This window comes from Enterobacter sp. SCRI0065, from assembly GCF_059766475.1.
This window is the reverse complement of record NZ_JCBAJB010000003.1, coordinates 89,706-108,619: the sequence shown is the minus strand read 5'-3', so window position 1 is coordinate 108,619 and position 18,914 is coordinate 89,706. Positions and strand designations below refer to the sequence as shown.

At 55.1% G+C, this 18,914-nt stretch carries 22 protein-coding genes; 11 read left to right on the top strand and 11 right to left on the bottom strand.

Annotated elements, in window-relative coordinates:
* Window positions 1-4 precede the first annotated feature (4 nt).
* The 6 genes from citC to citG are packed head-to-tail and all read left to right on the top strand — an operon-like array spanning window position 5 to window position 5,069.
* Complete coding sequence (gene citC, locus AC6EMZ_RS10635) at window positions 5-1,030, top strand: [citrate (pro-3S)-lyase] ligase (protein WP_498402434.1); 1,026 nt, start codon at window positions 5-7, stop codon at window positions 1,028-1,030.
* A 16-nt stretch (window positions 1,031-1,046) separates the two neighbouring features.
* Window positions 1,047-1,340, top strand: a complete 294-nt coding sequence (gene citD / locus AC6EMZ_RS10630) for a citrate lyase acyl carrier protein (protein ID WP_498402433.1) — start codon at window positions 1,047-1,049, stop codon at window positions 1,338-1,340.
* Window positions 1,337-2,212 carry a citrate (pro-3S)-lyase subunit beta gene (gene citE, locus AC6EMZ_RS10625; protein WP_498402432.1) on the top strand — a complete coding sequence of 292 codons (876 nt, stop codon included), beginning with the start codon at window positions 1,337-1,339 and terminating at the stop codon, window positions 2,210-2,212. The genes citD and citE overlap by 4 nt, the downstream gene beginning before the upstream one ends.
* A 10-nt stretch (window positions 2,213-2,222) precedes the next feature.
* Window positions 2,223-3,740: a citrate lyase subunit alpha gene (gene citF / locus AC6EMZ_RS10620; RefSeq protein WP_498402431.1), complete on the top strand. Its 1,518-nt coding sequence runs from the start codon at window positions 2,223-2,225 to the stop codon at window positions 3,738-3,740.
* A gap of 5 nt (window positions 3,741-3,745) precedes the next feature.
* Window positions 3,746-4,285, top strand: a complete 540-nt coding sequence (citX, locus tag AC6EMZ_RS10615) for a citrate lyase holo-[acyl-carrier protein] synthase (RefSeq protein WP_498402429.1) — start codon at window positions 3,746-3,748, stop codon at window positions 4,283-4,285.
* Window positions 4,263-5,069 (top strand): triphosphoribosyl-dephospho-CoA synthase CitG, encoded by an 807-nt coding sequence (citG, locus tag AC6EMZ_RS10610; RefSeq protein WP_498402427.1) that lies wholly within the window; start codon window positions 4,263-4,265, stop codon window positions 5,067-5,069. Before citX ends, citG begins: the two co-directional genes overlap by 23 nt.
* 20 nt (window positions 5,070-5,089) lie before the next feature.
* Here citG and AC6EMZ_RS10605 read toward each other — a convergent pair whose 3' ends face one another.
* The 4 genes from AC6EMZ_RS10605 to mutY form a co-directional block, all read right to left on the bottom strand.
* Window positions 5,090-6,346: a nucleoside permease gene (locus tag AC6EMZ_RS10605; protein WP_498402426.1), complete on the bottom strand. Its 1,257-nt coding sequence runs from the start codon at window positions 6,344-6,346 to the stop codon at window positions 5,090-5,092.
* 249 nt (window positions 6,347-6,595) lie between these two features.
* Window positions 6,596-7,672 carry a membrane-bound lytic murein transglycosylase MltC gene (gene mltC, locus AC6EMZ_RS10600; RefSeq protein ID WP_498402817.1) on the bottom strand — a complete coding sequence of 359 codons (1,077 nt, stop codon included), beginning with the start codon at window positions 7,670-7,672 and terminating at the stop codon, window positions 6,596-6,598.
* 56 nt (window positions 7,673-7,728) lie between these two features.
* On the bottom strand, window positions 7,729-8,001 hold the full coding sequence (locus tag AC6EMZ_RS10595) for an oxidative damage protection protein (RefSeq protein ID WP_498402425.1): 273 nt from the start codon (window positions 7,999-8,001) through the stop codon (window positions 7,729-7,731).
* Window positions 8,002-8,027: 26 nt separating this feature from the next.
* On the bottom strand, window positions 8,028-9,080 hold the full coding sequence (mutY, locus tag AC6EMZ_RS10590; protein WP_498402816.1) for an A/G-specific adenine glycosylase: 1,053 nt from the start codon (window positions 9,078-9,080) through the stop codon (window positions 8,028-8,030).
* A gap of 144 nt (window positions 9,081-9,224) precedes the next feature.
* On the opposite strand from mutY, the gene trmB reads away from it, so the two are divergent.
* From trmB to AC6EMZ_RS10575, 3 genes are read left to right on the top strand one after another with little or no spacing between them, the layout of a single operon-like run.
* Window positions 9,225-9,944 (top strand): tRNA (guanosine(46)-N7)-methyltransferase TrmB, encoded by a 720-nt coding sequence (gene trmB / locus AC6EMZ_RS10585; protein WP_498402424.1) that lies wholly within the window; start codon window positions 9,225-9,227, stop codon window positions 9,942-9,944.
* The gene (locus AC6EMZ_RS10580; RefSeq protein ID WP_498402815.1) at window positions 9,941-10,267 is read left to right on the top strand and encodes a YggL family protein; all 327 of its coding nucleotides are present in this window, start codon (window positions 9,941-9,943) and stop codon (window positions 10,265-10,267) included. Before trmB ends, AC6EMZ_RS10580 begins: the two co-directional genes overlap by 4 nt.
* Before the next feature lie 49 nt (window positions 10,268-10,316).
* On the top strand, window positions 10,317-11,036 hold the full coding sequence (locus AC6EMZ_RS10575; protein WP_498402423.1) for a YggN family protein: 720 nt from the start codon (window positions 10,317-10,319) through the stop codon (window positions 11,034-11,036).
* A 41-nt stretch (window positions 11,037-11,077) separates the two neighbouring features.
* Here AC6EMZ_RS10575 and AC6EMZ_RS10570 read toward each other — a convergent pair whose 3' ends face one another.
* Genes AC6EMZ_RS10570 through AC6EMZ_RS10545 form a run of 6 tightly spaced genes read right to left on the bottom strand, consistent with a single transcriptional unit; the run spans window position 11,078 to window position 14,786 of the window.
* Entirely contained in the window at window positions 11,078-11,425 is a 348-nt protein-coding gene (locus AC6EMZ_RS10570) for an endonuclease domain-containing protein (RefSeq protein ID WP_498402814.1), read from the bottom strand.
* A 47-nt stretch (window positions 11,426-11,472) separates the two neighbouring features.
* Window positions 11,473-12,615: a radical SAM family heme chaperone HemW gene (gene hemW, locus AC6EMZ_RS10565; protein WP_498402422.1), complete on the bottom strand. Its 1,143-nt coding sequence runs from the start codon at window positions 12,613-12,615 to the stop codon at window positions 11,473-11,475.
* Window positions 12,608-13,201, bottom strand: a complete 594-nt coding sequence (locus AC6EMZ_RS10560) for an XTP/dITP diphosphatase (protein ID WP_498402421.1) — start codon at window positions 13,199-13,201, stop codon at window positions 12,608-12,610. Before AC6EMZ_RS10560 ends, hemW begins: the two co-directional genes overlap by 8 nt.
* A 9-nt stretch (window positions 13,202-13,210) precedes the next feature.
* Window positions 13,211-13,501, bottom strand: a complete 291-nt coding sequence (yggU, locus tag AC6EMZ_RS10555; protein ID WP_498402420.1) for a DUF167 family protein YggU — start codon at window positions 13,499-13,501, stop codon at window positions 13,211-13,213.
* Window positions 13,498-14,064: a YggT family protein gene (locus AC6EMZ_RS10550; protein ID WP_498402419.1), complete on the bottom strand. Its 567-nt coding sequence runs from the start codon at window positions 14,062-14,064 to the stop codon at window positions 13,498-13,500. Before AC6EMZ_RS10550 ends, yggU begins: the two co-directional genes overlap by 4 nt.
* 8 nt (window positions 14,065-14,072) lie before the next feature.
* Window positions 14,073-14,786, bottom strand: coding sequence for a YggS family pyridoxal phosphate-dependent enzyme (locus AC6EMZ_RS10545; protein ID WP_498402418.1), 714 nt, complete (start codon window positions 14,784-14,786; stop codon window positions 14,073-14,075).
* Window positions 14,787-14,803: 17 nt separating this feature from the next.
* Between AC6EMZ_RS10545 and AC6EMZ_RS10540 the strand changes: the two genes are divergently transcribed.
* The gene (locus AC6EMZ_RS10540; protein WP_498402417.1) at window positions 14,804-15,784 is read left to right on the top strand and encodes a type IV pilus twitching motility protein PilT; all 981 of its coding nucleotides are present in this window, start codon (window positions 14,804-14,806) and stop codon (window positions 15,782-15,784) included.
* Here AC6EMZ_RS10540 and AC6EMZ_RS10535 read toward each other — a convergent pair.
* On the bottom strand, window positions 15,781-18,039 hold the full coding sequence (locus tag AC6EMZ_RS10535) for an FAD-dependent oxidoreductase (RefSeq protein ID WP_498402416.1): 2,259 nt from the start codon (window positions 18,037-18,039) through the stop codon (window positions 15,781-15,783). The two genes, AC6EMZ_RS10540 and AC6EMZ_RS10535, sit on opposite strands and share 4 nt — an antisense overlap.
* Window positions 18,040-18,106: 67 nt before the next feature.
* On the opposite strand from AC6EMZ_RS10535, the gene AC6EMZ_RS10530 reads away from it, so the two are divergent.
* Entirely contained in the window at window positions 18,107-18,799 is a 693-nt protein-coding gene (locus tag AC6EMZ_RS10530) for an IclR family transcriptional regulator (protein WP_498402415.1), read from the top strand.
* Window positions 18,800-18,914 lie beyond the last annotated feature (115 nt).

Genomic DNA, 18,914 nt, shown 5'->3' with positions numbered 1-18,914 from the left:
CAGTATGCACACGCAACCCACCATTGATTTCCGACTGACGGAAGTGGCCCGACACCCGGAAAGGCTCAGCCAGATTCGCTACCTGTTGGCCGATAGCGGCCTGGGGCTGGACAACGACATTACGCTGTTTGTCGAGGCCTGGTCCGGTACGCAGCTGGTGGGATGCGCGGGCCTTGCCGCTAACGTCATTAAGTGTGTGGCGGTTGATGAGCAACTACGTGGGGCAAACCTGAGCGCGCGCCTGCTGGCTGAGGTGGAAAATGCCGCCCTCGCGCGCGGTCATTTTCACCTCTTTCTCTGTACCCGGCCATGCAATAAAGAGCGCTTTGCCCGCAGCGGTTTCTGGCCGATTGCCCAGAGCGGCAACAATGCGGTGCTGATGGAAAACACGCCGCAGGGTGTGGAGCGTTACTGCCGTTCGCTTGCCGCTCAGCGCAAGTGTGGCGAGAGGATCGGCGCGATCGTTATGAATGCGAATCCGTTCACCCTTGGGCACCGTCATCTGGTGGAGCAGGCGGCAACACGCTGCGACTGGCTGCATCTGTTTGTGGTGCGCGAAGACGCGTCGTTCTTCCCGTTTCGGGATCGTCTGGACATGGTGCGCGCGGGCGTGGCGAATCTGTCGAACGTATCGGTTCATGAAGGTTCGCAATACATCATCTCGCGCGCCACCTTCCCGGCCTATTTCCTGAAGGAGAGCGGAAAAGTGCAGCAGGCGTGGAGCGAAATCGACGTGCTGATTTTCCGCGATTTTATCGCCCCAACGCTCGGGATAACCCATCGGTTTATCGGCTCGGAGCCGTTTTGCGATATCACCCGCCAGTACAACCAGACGCTGCATCAGCTGCTTGCCCCGGACATCGAGGTAATTGAGATGCCGCGCATCAAGGCCACCGGAAATGCCATTTCGGCATCGGAAGTGCGCCGATTACTCAAGACACAACAGTTTTCCCGCATTCGGGAAATTGTCCCGGAGTCCACTTTCGCGCACCTCGAAGCGCACTACAGTGCGCGCGCGGAAGTCGCATAACTATCAGGAAATTATCATGAAAATTGTAAGGGAGTCGCTGGCCGGAACGCAGGAGTCCAGCGACCTAATGGTGAAAATCGCCCCTGCCGACGGCGGTCTGGAGATTATCATCCACAGTGAAGTGATTAAGCAGTTTGGCGAGCAGATTCGCCAGGTGGTCGACGAGACGCTGCACGCGCTGGACGTGCGTCAGGGGCTGATTATCGTCGAAGACAAAGGCGCGCTGGACTGTGTGATCCGCGCCCGCCTGCAAAGCGCGGTGATGCGTGCTGTAGAAGAACAGACTATCGACTGGAGAAAAATGTCATGAGTACACTCCGTCGCAGCATGCTGTTCCTGCCCGGCGCGAACGCCGCCATGCTCTCCACCGCGTTTATCTATCGTCCTGATTCCATCATGTTCGACCTCGAAGACGCCGTCGCGCTGCGTGAGAAAGATACCGCGCGCCTGCTGGTGTTCCACGCTCTGCAACACCCGATGTATCAGGATATCGAAACCGTGGTGCGCATTAACCCGCTCAGCACGCCGTTTGGCTTATTAGATCTCGAAGCCGCCGTTCACGGCGGCGTGGACGTGATACGTCTGCCAAAAACCGACACGCCGGAGGATATCCACGAGCTCGAAGGGCATCTGGAGCGCATCGAACGCGAATGCGGGCGCGAGGTAGGATCGACCCGCGTCATGGCAGCGATTGAATCCGCGATTGGGGTGATCAACGCCGTGGCGATCGCCCGTAGCTCGCCGCGCCTGATCGGCATCGCGCTGGCGGCCTTTGATTACGTGATGGACATGCAGACCGAACGCGGCGACGGCACCGAGCTGTTCTACGCTCGCTGCGCCGTATTGCACGCCGCCCGCGCGGCGGGGATCGATGCCTTTGACGTGGTGTGGTCGGACGTTAACGACGAGGCCGGATTCCTGCGCGAGGTTGAGCTTATCCGCAAAATGGGCTTTAACGGCAAATCGCTGGTGAATCCGCGCCAGATCGACCTGCTGCATAACGCCTACGCGCCAACCCAGCACGAAGTGGAACACGCCATGCGGGTGATTGAAGCGGCAGAAGAGGGCGCGCGTATCGGCCTGGGCGTGGTATCGCTCAACGGCAAAATGGTAGATGCCCCTATTATTGATCACGCGCAGAGGGTGCTGGAGCGCGCGGCTGCCTCCGGCGTGCGTCGCTAAGGATGACACAATGAATCAGACAGAACTTCTCCACGTGAATTTTCCCCATCTCAGGGGCTTAAAACCGTTCGATACTGCCCACAGCGCCACGCCCTGGCTGGCTGACGTTGAGGCAAAACATCATCGTAAGCTGTGCGATTCCGTTGAAGAGGCGGTGAAACGCAGTGGGTTACAGGACGGAATGACCATTTCGTTCCACCACGCGTTTCGCGAAGGCGACCGGGTGATCAACACCATCGTCGCGCTGCTGGCAAAAATGGGTTTCAAGGGGTTGACCCTGGCTTCCAGCTCGCTGATGACCTGCAACGATGCGTTGATTGAACATATCGAAAGCGGCGTGATTACCCGTATTTATACCTCCGGGATGCGCGGCAAACTGGCGGACGCGATTTCTCACGGCCTGATGAACGAGCCGGTGCAGATTCACTCCCACGGAGGTCGCGTCAAGCTGCTCCAGGATGGTGAGTTGAATATCGACGTCGCGTTCCTTGGCGTGCCGTGTAGCGACGAATTTGGTAATGCCAACGGGACGCACGGCAAATCCTGCTGCGGATCGCTGGGCTACGCGATGGTCGATGCCCAGTTTGCCCGCAAAGTGGTGCTGCTTACCGAAGCGCTGGTGCCGTTCCCGAATATGCCCGCCAGCATCGAGCAGGATCGGGTGGATTACATCGTGCAGGTCGAGAGCGTGGGCGATCCGGCGAAAATCAGCGTCGGCGCGGCGCGCGTGACCAGCAATCCGCGCGAGCTGATGATTGCTCGTGATGCGGCAGACGTGATTGAGCACTCTGGCTATTTCAAACCCGGCTTTTCAATGCAGACCGGCTCCGGCGCGGCGGCTACCGCCTGTACCCGCTTTATGGGCGAGAAAATGGCTCGCAGCGGTGTGAAGGCAAGCTTTGCGCTCGGCGGGATCACCGGCAGCCTGGTGGATTTGCATGAAAAGGGGTTAATCGAAAAACTACTCGATACCCAGTGCTTTGACGGCCAGGCGGCGGCCTCGCTGGCGGCAAACCCGAATCACGTTGAGATTTCGACCAACGTCTACGCCAATCCTGGCAGCAAAGCGGCAAGCTGCGACCAGCTCGACGTGGTGATTTTAAGTGCGCTGGAGATAGACGTGGAGTTTAACGTCAACGTCATAACCGGCTCCGACGGCGTGATGCGCGGAGCATCCGGCGGACACTGTGACGTGGCGGCTGCGGCGAATCTGACGATTGTAGTCGCGCCGCTGCTGCGCAGCCGCATTCCTACCGTGGTGAAGCGGGTCACGACGCGCCTCACGCCGGGTGAAAGTATCGACGTTCTGGTGACTGACCACGGCATTGCGGTGAATCCGGCTCGCCCGGAAATCCGCGGAAGACTGGAGGCCGCAGGGTTAAAAATCGTGGATATCGAGGCGTTATACGCGCGGGCGATTTCCCTGACCGGCGTGCCAAAACCCATCGAATTTACCGACAAAATCGTCGGCGTGATCCGCTACCGTGACGGCAGCGTGATTGACACCGTCCGACAGGTGAAGGAGTAACGATAATGACGATAGCGACACCCGTGTGTGCGGGTGTCAGCCTTGATGCGCTGCTGGTGGCGAAAGAGCACCGCGCGGCGCGTCAGGCTGACTGGCTCACGCACTATCAACAACCGGTGATTTCCCTCACTCTGGTGACGCCGGGGGAAATTAAAGACAGCCTGCGCTATCGCAATAGCATGGGCGTGGCGCTACAGATGTGTGACCAGATGCTGTGGGCGCATCGCTGGCAGGTGCTCGACCGTCAGGTATTGTGGCTGCCTACGGGGCCTGAGGCCATGTGGTGTGTCGCGCATCAGGCACCGGAAATCAAAGCCCATTGTGCCGAGCTGGAGCAAAGCCATCCGCTCGGCAGACTCTGGGATCTTGACGTTATTTGCCCGACCAATGGGCACGTTGGACGGCGCTCTTTGGGCGCGAATATGCGCCGCTGTCTAATCTGCGATGAACCGGCGCACGCCTGTTCCCGCTCGCGTCAGCATCCGGTGGAACAGGTGGTGGCCCGGGTGGAGAAGCTAATCGATGACTGGTTTGCTCGCGACTAAACCTCGCTGGCTCAGCGTGCCGGAGCTCGCCGAAGAGGCACTCTGGCTGGAGCTGGAACTCACGCCTAAGCCTGGGCTGGTGGACAGGCTCAACAGCGGCTCACATCGCGATATGGATCATGCGATGTTTGCCCGCAGCATTGCCGCGATTGCGCCGTGGTTTTCGCGTTTTGCCGAACTGGGAAGTGAACATGCTGATAAGCCTGCGGCGGAACAGCTGCGCTTAATTCGCCCGATGGGCATGGCCTGTGAGCAAGCCATGTATGCCGCGACCGGTGGCGTAAACACCCACAAGGGGGGGATTTTCGCGCTCGGGTTGCTGTGCTTTGCTGCCGGACGTGTGAAAACCGCGACGGTAGAAAGCCTGTGCGGTGAGGTGAGTCACATCTGCGCCGGGCTGGTGGCACGTGAACTGGCGGGCCGCATTGGGATGGCTACGGCAGGCGAGCGACAGTATCAGCAATATGGTTTGACCGGTGCGCGCGGCGAAGCGGAGAGCGGTTTTGCGACGGTGCGTGCCGCGTTAGCCCATTGGAACGGCAATCTTCACGAGCTATTACTGCGCCTGATGGTGGTTAATCAGGACAGCAATTTGGTGTCGCGTGGGGGGATGGACGGATTGCGATATGTGCAGGGATATGCGAAAGCGTTGCTGGCTAACGGCTGGGATCGTAAGGCGCTGATTGAGATGGACGCCGCGCTAATTGCGCGAAACCTGAGCCCGGGAGGCAGTGCAGATTTATTGTCGGTCGGGTGGGTATTGGCAAAATTACCCCTCTCCTGAAGCAGGAGAGGGGACAATACTTAATGCGCGATAGGCTGTGCGCCTGTCGGAACGCGAACGTGCTTGTATTTGAACAGGGCGATAAAGGCGAAGAACAGTACCAACGAGTAACCCGCGAAGATCAGCCACACTGGCTGCCAGTCGGTGATGCCGTTGGTGGTGTACATCTCAACCACTTTACCGCTCACGATACCGCCGAGAATACAGCCGAAACCGTTAGTCATCATCAGGAACATACCCTGAGCACTGGCGCGGATTTCAGGTTTCACTTCTTTTTCGACAAACACCGAACCGGAGATGTTGAAGAAGTCGAAGGCGCAACCGTAAACAATCATCGACAGAACCAGCAGCACGGTGCCGAAGGCGCTTGGGTCGCCATAAGCGAACAGACCGAAGCGCAACATCCACGCAAAGATACTGATCAGCATGACATTCTTAATACCGTAGCGGCTCAGGAAGAACGGGATGGTCAGGATGAACAGGGTTTCTGAAATCTGCGAAATCGACATCATTACCGACGCATGTTCAACGATAAAACTGCCGGAGAACAGCGGGTTATTATCGAAACTGTGCAGGAAGGTATTGCCGAACATATTGGTGATTTGCAGTTCAGCGCCCAGCAGCATGGAGAAGATAAAGAAGATAGCCATGCGTCTGTTTTTGAACAGCGCGAACGCGTCCAGGCCCAGCATCGAGCTCCAGGTCAGATTCTTTTGCTGATTTGATACCGGAATATGCGGCAGGGTCAGCGTGAACAGCGCCAGCACCACGGACAGCGCAGAACCGATGTAAAGCTGCATATGGCTCAGTTCAAAGCCCGCGAAGCTAACGGCCCACATCGCCATGATAAAACCGATAGTGCCCCAGATACGGATTGGCGGGAAATCAGTCACGATATCCATGCCCGCAGACTTGATGCGGTGGTAGGAGATAGTGTTGATCAAACCAAGCGTTGGCATATATGCCAGCGAGTTGAGCAGGATAACGATAAACATCGCCCCCGGCGTCGTCACTCCGGCGGCCATAAAGAGCGTTCCCGCACCCACAAGGTGACACAGCGCGTAAAGCCATTTTGCGCTTATCCATTTATCCGCCACGATCCCGAGCAGCGTCGGCATGAACACCGCTGCAATACCCAGCGAGCTATATACCGCACCAATTGACGCGCCGTCGAACTTGAGCGTCACAAACATGTAGGAGCCGAGCGTGGTTAGCCAGCTACCCCACAGACAGAACTGCAGAAACGACAATATTTTAAGCTGCAGCTTAAGGTTCATGTTACTTTCCTCACAATTGAGCGGGAGATATGTTGTTATGGGAACATTCATGGTTGCTATTTGATGCGATTCTATCAGCAGGCAACGTTATGTTTTGTTACCTCCCGCAAAAAAATGCAATCCATATTAATTTGCAGATCAGATTGTGATGCAAATAACGTTTTCGTATGGATGGGGTGATGAGGCGGGTGCGATTGCACTGAACCCTAACCCTCTCCCCTGTGGGGAGAGGGTTAGGGTGAGGGGATATTACTTCCGACGATAGTTTTTCTGCGCCGTATTCACTTTATACAGATAACGGCGCGATTCCGCAGAAGGGTGGCGGCTAGTCAGAGTAGAGTAGACATCGCCTGGTGCCATGGTGTTGATGATATTCGCAGCCTGCACTTTATCGCTGGAGAACACGCGCAACACGCTGCCCGCACCACCGTTGTAGGCGGTGATCACCGCATAACGACGCGACGTCGGATTATCAATGCCACCCAGATAAACGTTGTTTAGCATCGCCAGATAGGCGGTACCGGTATCAATGTTGCTCTGGGGATCAAACAGGTAGTTACGGCTCGGCATGCCGGATTTCCCCTGCGAGCGGAACACGTCTTTACCCGCGCTATGCTGAACCACCTGCATTAAACCCAGTGCGTCGGAACGACTGACCGCATACGGGTTAAAGGACGATTCGGTCTGCATAATCGCCAGAATCAGGGATTCCTCGACACCGTACTTGCGCGATGCCTGACGCACCATGCCAACGTATTTATGCGCACGTTTATCAAGGTGGTTCGGTACCAGATTTATCGTAACGCTATAGATAATTTTCAGGCCGTTGGTACGGCTTTTTAGACGCGTTTGCAGCAGGTAGTCAGCAAAGGTATTCGCTCGACCCTGCCAGCGAATCGGCTGACCAGTCTGATCAACGACCTGCCCGTAAAGGTAAGGCTCTTTGGAGATAGTGACATCGTCGGCGTCGGAATAGAGGTCAATAGAACCCGGATCGTCACCCATCAACAGGGTTTTGACAATCGCCTGACGTAAATGCGCCGCAGGTTCGGTACCCGCGATGGTCTCGATGGTGATCGTACCGTCATCAAAGTTGATGTGGCTACGCGTCTGGTAGGCGTCGGTATATTTTACGTAGTCCTTAGGTCCCGCAATAAGAACTTCGTTAAATCCCCAAATGTTCTCGATGTTATGGGCAAACTGCCCCATCAGAATGTCAAAACCGTTGGTGTCCTTGACCCAGGCTTCGTTGTAGCTATCGCCTTTTTTACTGGAACAAGAAACAAGCAACGGCGCAACGAGGGCTAGCGCTAATAATTTTTTCATCATTCCGGGAGTGCGTGTTGTGTTTGCTTTAACGGCGGAGTTGCCTCCGCGCGCTGTTATTTTTCCGGCGGCGTGTAGCCTTCAATGTGCACATCTTTGCCTTCAAACAGGAAGTTCACCATCTCCTGTTCCAGCAGTTTGCGGTGTTCAGGATTCATCATGGTGAGTTTTTTCTCGTTAATGAGCATGGTCTGCTTATGCTGCCACTGCGTCCACGCTTCCTTTGAGATCTCGTTATAGATGCGCTTACCCAGATCGCCTGGATAGAGCTGGAAGTCTTGCCCTTCGGCGTCACGCTGCAGGAAGGTACAAAAAATTGTTCTGGCCATTCTAATTCCTCATTGTCTTGCCGACGCTAAACCACTGCGTCGACACGTAATTGCTGTAACAGGCGCTCCACCGGAGCCGCAAGCCCGACTGATGGCGGTTGCGCTAAGTTATACCAGAGACCGGTTCCTTCATCCATGCATGAGGCGAAGGAGGACACGGGAAGCCACATTGGCACAATATCTAAATGGAAATGGCTGAACGTGTGACGAAACGCGGTTAATTGCTTCAGGTTATCGGCCGCGATCCCGCGCTGCTTGAGCCATTCGCGCAGCGCCTCTTCAGTTTCAAACTGCGGGAAGCAGAACAGTCCGCCCCATAATCCACTCGGTGGACGCTGGGCAAGCCAGGCTTCATCCCCCTGCTGCATGAGCAACATAAAGCCTGTGCGCTCAGGAATAGTTTGCTTCGGTTTTTTACCCGGATATTGCGCCCAGGTGTGGTTGGCATAGGCCACGCAAAGATTATTCACCGGGCAAAGCTCGCATTTCGGTTTGGATCGCGTGCAGACGATCGCGCCTAAATCCATCATGGCCTGGTTAAATTGCTCAACGCCCTTAGCGGGGGTCACGGCTTCGCTGATTTGCCAAAGGCGCTTCTCCACGTCTTTCTTACCCGGCCAGCCGCTTACAGCATAGCAGCGCGCCAGCACGCGCTTCACGTTGCCGTCGAGAATCGGAAAATGCTTGCCTAAAGAAAGAGAAAGTACCGCTCCGGCAGTGGATCGCCCAACGCCCGGCAGTGCGGCCACTTCATCAAAGGTTTCGGGGAATTTCCCGTGGTGAACCGTTGCGACCTGCTGCGCGGCTTTATGCAGATTGCGCGCACGGGCGTAATAGCCAAGCCCCGTCCAGAGATGCAGGACTTCATCTAAGGGGGCACTGGCGAGATCGGTCACGGTCGGGAATCGCGCCATAAAGCGCTCAAAGTAGGGGATAACCGTTGTGACCTGCGTTTGTTGCAACATCACCTCAGAGAGCCATACTTTGTAAGGCGTTTTTTCAATTTGCCAGGGCAGGGTTTTACGCCCGTATTTATCGTACCAGTCCAGCACCTGGGCTGAAAATTGAGAGGCTTGCATGGTCATCGATTCACATTATCAGGGACGCAGATTGCAGCACAGCGACCTTCGGCTGTAAACCGGATCTTTCCCATGCTTGCATAGATGGCTTAACTTTGGATAATGCCCGTTTCCCGAACACTCTCACAAGCAGACTACTCTTTTATGAAAAACGACGTCATTTCAGCGGAATTTGATGAAAATGGTCGCCCGTTGCGCCGTATTCGCAGCTTTGTCCGCCGTCAGGGCCGCCTGACCAAAGGGCAGCAACACGCGCTGGACAACTACTGGCCGGTGATGGGCGTTGAATTTAGCGAACAGCCGGTAGATTTTGCACAGCTTTTTGGTCGCGAAGCGCCGATTACGCTGGAGATTGGTTTTGGTATGGGGACCTCGCTGGTTGCCATGGCGAAAGCACGCCCGGAGCAGAACTTCCTCGGCATTGAAGTCCACACGCCAGGCGTAGGGGCGTGTCTGTCTACCGCGCAGGAAGAGAGCGTAGAGAACCTGTGCGTGATGTGTCACGATGCGGTCGAAGTGCTGCACAAAATGATTCCTGACAATTCTTTAAACATGGTTCAGCTCTTTTTCCCTGACCCGTGGCATAAAGCACGTCATAATAAGCGCCGTATTGTTCAGGCTCCGTTCGCTGAGCTTGTGAAAAGTAAGCTAAAACTGGGCGGCGTCTTCCACATGGCGACCGACTGGGAGCCATACGCGGAACATATGTTAGAAGTCATGTCGTCTCTCGATGGTTATAAAAACCTGTCTGAGAATAACGATTATGTACCGCGCCCGGATTCGCGTCCGGTGACTAAATTTGAACAGCGTGGCCATCGTCTTGGTCACGGTGTATGGGACTTAATGTTCGAGAGGGTGAAATAATGGCAAACCGTAGCCGTCGTCTGCGTAAAAAGATGCATATCGAAGAATTCCAGGAAATGGGCTTTTCTGTTGCCTGGCGTTTCCCGGAAGGCACCGCTGTAGAAACTATTGATAGCGAAGTGGATGCTTTCATTGATGAAGTCATCGAACCCAATAAACTGGCGTTTGACGGCAGTGGTTATTTGGCGTGGGAAGGTCTGATCTGTAAGCAAGAAATCGGTAAATGCACCGAAGAGCAGCAGGCTGCCGTACGCAAATGGCTGGAAGACCGCAAATTCGAAGAGGTACGCGTCAGCGAACTTTTCGATATTTGGTGGGACTAACTAGCAAAGGGCCGGCACATGCCGGCCCGTTTTGTCTTGAGGGATTGATATGATGCGCAAAACGCTGCTGGCTGTAGCATTGATGACGACCGCGTTGACTGCTCATGCGGAATACAAATGTGGGGTCACCCCTCGCGACGATGTGATCCTGAATCCGCAAACCGTTCAGGTGAAAGGTGAGAACGGCAACCTGGTCATCACGCCTGATGGCAATGTGATGTTCAACGGCAAACAATATACCCTGAGCGCTGCGCAACGCGAGCAGGCAAAAGATTATCAAGCCGATCTGCGTGCTGCACTGCCGTGGATCGACGAAGGCGCGCTGACCCGCGTTGAAAAAGGCCGCGTGGCACTCGATAAGATCATTGCCAAAGAAGTAGGGGAGAGCAGCAACATGCGTTCTCGCCTGACCAAGCTGGACGCGCAGCTCAAAGAGCAGATGAATCGCATTCTTGAGCATCGTACCGATGGCCTGACGTTCCACTACAAGGCGATTGACCAGGTCCGTGCTGATGGTCAGAACCTGGTGAACCAGGCGATGGGCGGCATCTTGCAGGACAGTATCAATGAGATGGGCGCAAAAGCCGTGCTGAAGGGCGGCGGTAACCCACTACAGGGTGTTTTAGGCAGCCTGGGTGGATTGCAGACCTCGATTCAGAATGAATGGAAGAATCAGGAAGCTGATTTCCAGGCGTTCGGCAAGGACGTGTGTAAACGCGTCGTGTCTCTGGAAGAGAGCCGCAAGGCGCTGGTCGGGACGCTGAAGTAAGATTTCTGCGCGCTAGGCCCCTCACCCTAACCCTCTCCCTTTCAGGGAGAGGGTAGCAGCGTTTGCAGCATCTCCAGAATCTTCTCTAACACAGTCTCTTCGTTACTCCTGAGTTCGTTGTTCCAGAAGCGAATCACATGCCACCCTTTCTGATTCAACCAGACTGTCCTTTGCCGATCGTATTCCTGGTTTTCATCATGTTGTCCGCCATCCAGTTCAATCACCAGTCGAGCCTCACCGCAGGCGAAGTCCAAAATATAGTGACCGACGGGATGTTGACGACGAAATTTATAGTGGGAGAATCTACGGCTGCGCAAAAGATACCAAAGCCGTTGTTCTTCTGGCGTTTGCGTGTGAGCGTATAATGTCCATTCCCCGCACTCTGCCAGCCTTTTCCTCAGTTGGCAGAGTGGGACGCTAAATCCTGAATCTGTCTTCAGGAATCTTCGGCCAGGAACAGTTCGAGAAGGGAGTTTAAGAACAGTTTTCCATGTTCGGTAATCTGCCAGAATTCATCGCACTCAGTGAGATAACCCTGCGCCAGCGCTTTGCTAATCTGCGGGCGAATCACCGATTCTGACAACCCGGTATACAGCGTAAACTCCGCACGTGGTGCGGGCTCTAGCAGGCGAAAGCGGTTCATGAAGAACTCGAATGGCTTATCGTCGATTTCAACATCATGCTGGCGTTCCAGATAACGCCCTTCCATATACCCACGCGGATGACGCGTTTTCGCGGTTCGCAGAATACGTCCGTCCGGGAAGGTGACTTTGCCGTGTGCGCCGCAGCCAATCCCCAGATAGTCGCCAAATCGCCAGTAGTTGAGGTTGTGCTGACACTGATAGCCCGGTTTGGCGTAGGCAGACGTTTCGTACTGCTGATAGCCTGCGGCAGTCAGGTTCTGATGACCCTGTTCGAAGATATCCCACAGCGCATCGTCGTCGGGCAGTACCGGTGGGCGCGAGCCAAATAGCGTATTGGGTTCGATGGTCAACTGGTACCAGGACAGATGCGGCGGGTTGAGCGCAATGGCCTGGCGTAAATCGTCCAGCGCTTCTTCCAGTGACTGATCCGGCAGGCCATGCATCAAGTCGAGATTAAAGCTTCTAAGTCCTAAACCGGTCGCCAGATGTGCCGCGCGCTCGGCTTCTTCCGGGCCGTGAATTCGCCCCAGTCGCTTCAGTTTGGATTCGCTGAAGCTCTGCACGCCGATAGAAATACGGTTCACCCCAGCGCGTTGATAATCGACGAAACGGTCGGCTTCAACGGTACCTGGATTGGCTTCCATGGTGATTTCAGCATCTGCCGCCAAATTCAGGCGCGACCGCACGCCGTCGAGCAATGTCTGCATCGCCGGGCCAGAGAGCAGGCTCGGCGTACCACCACCAATGAAAATGGTCTTAACTTCACGTCCCTGTGCGTAAGCGACATCTGCATCCAGGTCGGTTAACAGATGCTGGACGTAGTCGTCATGCGGCACTTCACCTTTCAGCGCGTGCGAATTGAAATCGCAGTACGGACATTTCTGTACGCACCACGGGATGTGAATATAAAGACTCAGAGGTGGCAAATTAGCCATTACGTAATGCTTCCAGTAACAGTTTTAACGCGCGCCCACGGTGGGAAATCGCACTTTTTTCTTCGCGGGTCAGTTGCGCCGCCGTTTTGCCCTCAGACGGGACAAAGAAAATCGGGTCATAACCAAAGCCGCCGTTGCCTGCGGATTCACGCGCAATCACGCCCGGCCAACTGCCGTGACACACGATCGGAGTTGGATCCTCTGCATGGCGCAGATAGACCAGCACGCAGTGAAACTGCGCTTTACGCTGTGCTTCCGGGGCATCTTTCAGCGCGACCAGCAGCTTTTCCAGATTCTGTTGGTCGGTCGCATCTTCGCCGGAGTAACGCGCAGAATAAATTCCAGGCGCGCCGCCCAGAAAATCGACTGCCAGACCTGAATCATCTGCAATGGCAGGTAAGCCCGTGACCTGCGCTGCATGACGCGCCTTCAGAATGGCATTTTCGATAAAAGTCAGGCCGGTTTCTTCAGCAGAGTCCACGCCAAGCTCGGTCTGCGCAACCACATCCAGACCAAAATCATTTAATAGTGAGGCCAGCTCGCGCACTTTACCGGCGTTACCGGTAGCGAGAACAACTTTCTGCATCAGTTTTTCCTATTCTGTCAGCGCCGCGACTTCCGTCGGGATATTTTGCGGATGAAGGATTCTTACCTGTTTATGACGCCCAAGCTCACCCTTTTCAATGATGACCTGGCTTTTCGCCACGCGAAACTGTTTTGCCAGATATTTGGTCAAATGCGCATTTGCCTGACCATCAACAGGTGGTGCGGTGATGGCGACTTTTAACTCGTCGCCATGCAGACCAACAATGGTGTCCCGGCTGGCTTTAGGCTGAATATACAGCCGTAAAACCAGCCCGTCGGCGCACGTGCTCACGGCACTCATAGCGCCATCCACAGCCCCGGCAGCAGCATGTTGCCCGTTGACTGTAAGAGTTCAGCGATGCCCATATTGAGGACATACAGCAGCAGCACCAGAATCATGGGTGAGAAATCGATACCGCCCATGGATGGCAGCAAATTACGGATAGGGCGCAGTAACGGTTCGGTCAGCTGAATCATCGCGAACTCAACCGGACTACGACCACGACTCACCCAGCTCATAATTGCCATGACCAGCAGCACCCAGAAAATCAGCAGCCCAATGGTTTTGACCAGAATTAATACGGCGGCGATCCAGATAATCGGCTGGAAAGTGATCACCATAAACAGCACGATCGCTTTGATAATGCTCAGAATAAATGCGACCAACAGCGATGAACTGTCGAGCGGTCCCATGGCGGGGATCACACGACGAAGCGGCCCGACAATAGGCTGCGTAATCTTCACGACAAACTGCGAGAAGGGATTGTAAAAATCACAACGAGCCCACTGCATCCAGACGCGCAGTAACAGCGCCATTGTATAGAGCTCAATGACGGTCGAGAGCAGGAAAGTCAACGTCTTCATGGCGTTCCTCAGTGTTCCTTATTATTGGAGTAATCGCGCGCACCGAATATTGCTGTGCCGATGCGTACCATAGTGCTGCCTGCCGCAATGGCGGCTTCCATATCGTCGGACATGCCTAGTGAAAGCGTGTCTACCGTTGGGTAGCGTGATTTTAGCGCCTCAAATGCTACAGCCATTTGCTGTGCTACGGCAAACTGCCTTTCGTAACTTGACTCTGGAGCCGGGATTGCCATTAAACCGCGCAGGGTTAAACGGGGTAATTCTGCGACCTGGCTTGCCAGTGCCTCAAGCTCCGTCAGCGCAATGCCTGATTTACTATTTTCGTCACTAATATTGATTTGAATCAGCACGTTAATAGGGTGCATATCCAACGGGCGCTGCTCATTAAGACGTGTGGCGATACGCAGGCGATCGACGGTATGACACCAGTCGAAGTGCTCAGCGACCAGACGACTTTTGTTCGACTGCAACGGGCCGATAAAGTGCCACTGCAGAGAGCTATTTCCTGTTTCCTGGAAGTAGCGAATTTTATCCACGCCTTCCTGCACGTAATTTTCGCCAAAGGCGCGATGACCTGCGGCGATCGCTTCTGCGATGGCGCTCGCAGGCTTGGTTTTACTGACTGCAAGCAACGTAACTTCTTCTGAAGCACGGCCGCAACGCGTTGCAGCGGCTGAGATTTTGTCCCTGACCTGTGCCAGGTTATGCGCAATGTCATTCATTTTCGAAGGAGTGTCGTATGGATATGGAAGAAATTGTGGCTCTTAGTGTAAAGCATAATGTCTCCGATCTACACCTGTGCAGCGATTCACCACCGCGCTGGCGTAGGTTGGGTAAGCTTGAGCCTGCCCCGTTTCCCGCGCCTGATGTCGTTCAGCTGTTAAAAGAGTGGCTAAGCGACGAACAGCAAGGGGTCTGGTGGGCGGATGGCCATGTAGATTTTGCCGTTTCGCTAACGGGAGGGCAGCGCTTACGTGCCAGCGCATTCGTGCATATCAACGGGATATCACTCACGCTCAGGCTGCTGCCCGTCTCCTGCCCAACGTTATCTGATCTTGACGCTCCCCGAGCGATACCCGAACTGTTGTCCAATGATAACGGCTTAGTTCTGGTGACGGGAGCCACCGGCAGCGGAAAATCCACCACGCTTGCGGCCATGGTGGATCATCTCAACTGTCATTCAGACGGCCATATTTTAACGCTGGAAGATCCGGTGGAGTTTATTTATCAAAGCAATCGATGCCTGATCCAGCAGCGGGAAATTGGCCTGAACTGTACGTCATTTTCTCAGGCGCTTCGTGCGGCGCTACGAGAAGATCCCGATGTGATCTTACTGGGCGAGTTACGCGACAGCGAGACGATCCGTCTGGCTCTCACGGCGGCAGAAACGGGGCATCTGGTGCTGGCAACGCTGCATACGCGCGGGGCAGCCCAGGCGATTGAGCGTCTGGTCGACACTTTTCCGGCGCAGGAAAAAGATCCGGTGCGTAACCAGCTGGCCGGGAGCCTGCGTGCTGTGCTGGCACAAAAGCTCATTCGCGATACGCGCGGTGGGCGTGTCGCGCTTTATGAAATGTTGGTGAATACACCAGCAGCGGCCAACCTGATTCGCGAAGGAAAAACCTGGCAGCTACCCGGCATCATTCAAACCGGGCAGCAGGCAGGGATGCAAAACTTTGATCAGAGCCTTGTTGAACGGCGTTCGCAAGGGCGGCTTTAGCGTATGTTCAGCGCGTAAACTGTGGGGCGAGCCCCCGCTGTTGCCAGGATTTCCAGCGTAACTGCACTGGCGGAAACAGGCTCAGCAAATAGATGCCTGCACACGGAATGGTGATTGTCTTTTACATCGGCAATCAGCCGGTCATCAGCCCACAATCGGTAGTGGGTAATGCAGTGCGGGGTGATGGCGCGATGGTGTCCCATCTGCACCGTCTCCATAGCATTATCGAAGTCGTTGTCCTGAATCAGCGTCAGGCTATGAAGCGTTTGCGGGGCTTCCCAGCGCCATACTATCTGCGGAGTCGTGTCCGTATCAGCCGGTATCCATGCGTTGGTCTGCTGTTCAGGGCGTAAGCGGCCGTTGAGAAGATGATGTGTTGCATAGCAATGAAGCGGAGAGCTCAATCGCAGGGCCGGGAAGATTTGATGTGGATGGCGGCGCGGTAGCCAAAAGTCAAACTCATCGGCGCCGTAATCACCGTCCACGACCTGCCGAGTATGCCTGGCGACTCGCGCATTCAGGCTGTTAAACACGGTCATTATGCCTGGCAGGCGAACGTCCGTAAGCGCGATATCAATGTCTTTACAGGCGTCGAAGGCGATAAACAGATACTGGTCGCGATCGCTTTTCCAGCCAAACGAACAGACGTAATCCGCTTCAGCGTTAACGGCTATGACGCATTCGTCGTACTGATGTTCAGGCGTGAAATTGCCTGGCTTACCGCTACCGAGCAGGCAAATTTTCAGCGTCTTAGGGTGGTGCGAACGTAGACGGAAGGTGATGTCCGGTAACGATTCGCCGCGCTTCACTGGCAGCAAGATAGCCATGCGAGCATCAAGCGCCAGCCATTCACCATTGGGTTCAAGCGATGTCAGGGCATACTCGCTGCTGGTGGACACCGATGCGCCGTTCGCCGGGTCATCAAGCCACTGGCGAGGAATGTAGCATCCGGTTTCCTGCAAATGCTGTTGAAGCGACGTAACCCGGTTGGGAAGTGCCAGCGTCGACGGCGTAAGTTTTTGGCTATGGCACAGCGCAGCGGCGCGTCCTACGACTTCGCCAAGCAGCCCGCAGGTACACATCACGCGGGCGCTACCAAAGGCGACGTGCGAGGCGGAGATTAACCTGCCGGTCAGGAACAAATTATCCAGCGAACGGCTGTAGAGCGAGCGGAATGGAATCGTGTAGGTGCCTTTACTGTGAAACTGACGACAACCGTCGTGGGTGCTGTAAACGCCGTCTGCCGGATGCAGGTCAATCGACCAGCCGCCGTAGGCAACCGCGTCGTAATGATCGCGCTGTTCAATGATGTCCTGTTGGCAAAGAAGATGGTCGCCCATAAAGCGTCGGCTTTCACGCTTGCCAGGAATTGAGCCTACCCACTCAATGGTCAGGTTGTCGGCATCGGGAAAGTTGCCGGAATTTTTAATGTAATTCCACACTCCCCAGACGATTTTCCACAGTTCCCATTTGATCGCTTCGCTCTGGTGAACGGTATCAAGGCGGCCTCCCCACTCCAGCCACCACAGGTCGCAGCCATTCAGCGTTGAGGTCAGGCGCTTATAACGTGGGATCTCGGTGATATCCTGAAGGGCAAATGACGGCGCAACAAAGTTGACCGGCTCCTCGGTATGCTTAGTGTAGAAGTAGATCGAGTGCCCTAATTTGTGACCGAAACTATCGCCGGGTGCCATTTTCTCGCCCAGTTCGTCGTGCGCCTCCGCACCCTCGCGGAATTCGGCACCGGCCAGAAAACCAAGCACGCCATCCCCGGTGGCGTCGCAGAACTGCATCGCCCGTACGGTGTAAAAGGTTTCGTTAATGGCATTAAAGGCGCTGACGGCGGTAATGCGTGAGCCTGTTTTCTCGACATCGTACACGGCGGTGTTCAGCAACAGCGTTAGTCCGGGCTGGCTGATGACAAGATCGAGCAGGACGAGGTCAAACATGACCGGATTGCCCTCTTTGTTACGCCATAGGTTCTCTTCCATGATTTCACCCATGATGCCGCCCTCACGCGCCCAGCGGTTGTTGTTGCCCATGTGCGAGGTGGCACCATTGGCCCAGAGCCGCACTTCGCTGGAGGCATTACCGCCCAGTACAGGTCTGTCTTGTATCAGTACTACGTTCAGGCCATCACGCGCTGCGGCCAGTGCGGTGCACACGCCGGCGAGACCGCCGCCTGCAACCAGCAGATCGGTTTCGAACTGGGTGACAGGGAAGGTTCTGGCATCGTTTTGGGGATAGATTTTCATAACCTTGTATCCTTCTGAACTGGCGGTAGAATCGAGTTATTCACTTCTCAAACGAACGAACGCTGATATGTCATCACAACCGAACCAAAGCTTGATCGACGGTATTCGCTGTTTGCAGTATCTGGTGTCCAGTGACCGGGCTATCGGGTGCCGCGAACTGGCACGCCTGATGGGCATCAATACCACCCGCGTTAACCGTTTGCTGATGACCATGGCCTCCATTGGCCTGACGATGCAGGACGAACAGCGTCGTTATTTACCAGGGCCAGGTATTCATGCTCTGGCGGCGCAGTCTATTCGTGGCTCAGAGCTCTTCTCTCGCGCCTTGCCCATGCTTGAACGCCATGCGCCCCGCGATATCGTCGTGGCGCTGGGTGTACTTTGGGAAGACCAGGTGATTTATATCTGGCACTCCGTTCCCGGCAGTCCGACCAGCCAAGCTTTGGCTGGTTTTCGCATGCTACCGGCCTGGCAGTCAGTTATCGGTATGTCACTTCTGGCCGCCGAGAGCGATGAGCAACTAATGACGCGCTTTACGCCTGAGCAGTGGCTCCACCTTGCGCCGCATATTGCCCAGCAGCGCGATCTCGGTCATGTCATCTGGCGGCATGAAGACGGGGAGATCTCTATGGCGCAGCCTGTCGGCGCGCACTCTGCTGCACTGGCATTCGCCGGAATGTGGCAGGTTGGTGATGAGATTGTCCAGGCTCGTCTTAAAGAGCTTCACGCCCTTAACACCAGGCTGCTGGAAAAAGCATAATCACCTATGTTTCTTTTATAGAAACATTGGCGAAAATGCAAAAAAGATCACGGTGAAGTGTGAAGACGATCGAGAGATTGGGGAATTTGCCCGCCATCGCGGGCAAAGGGGAACG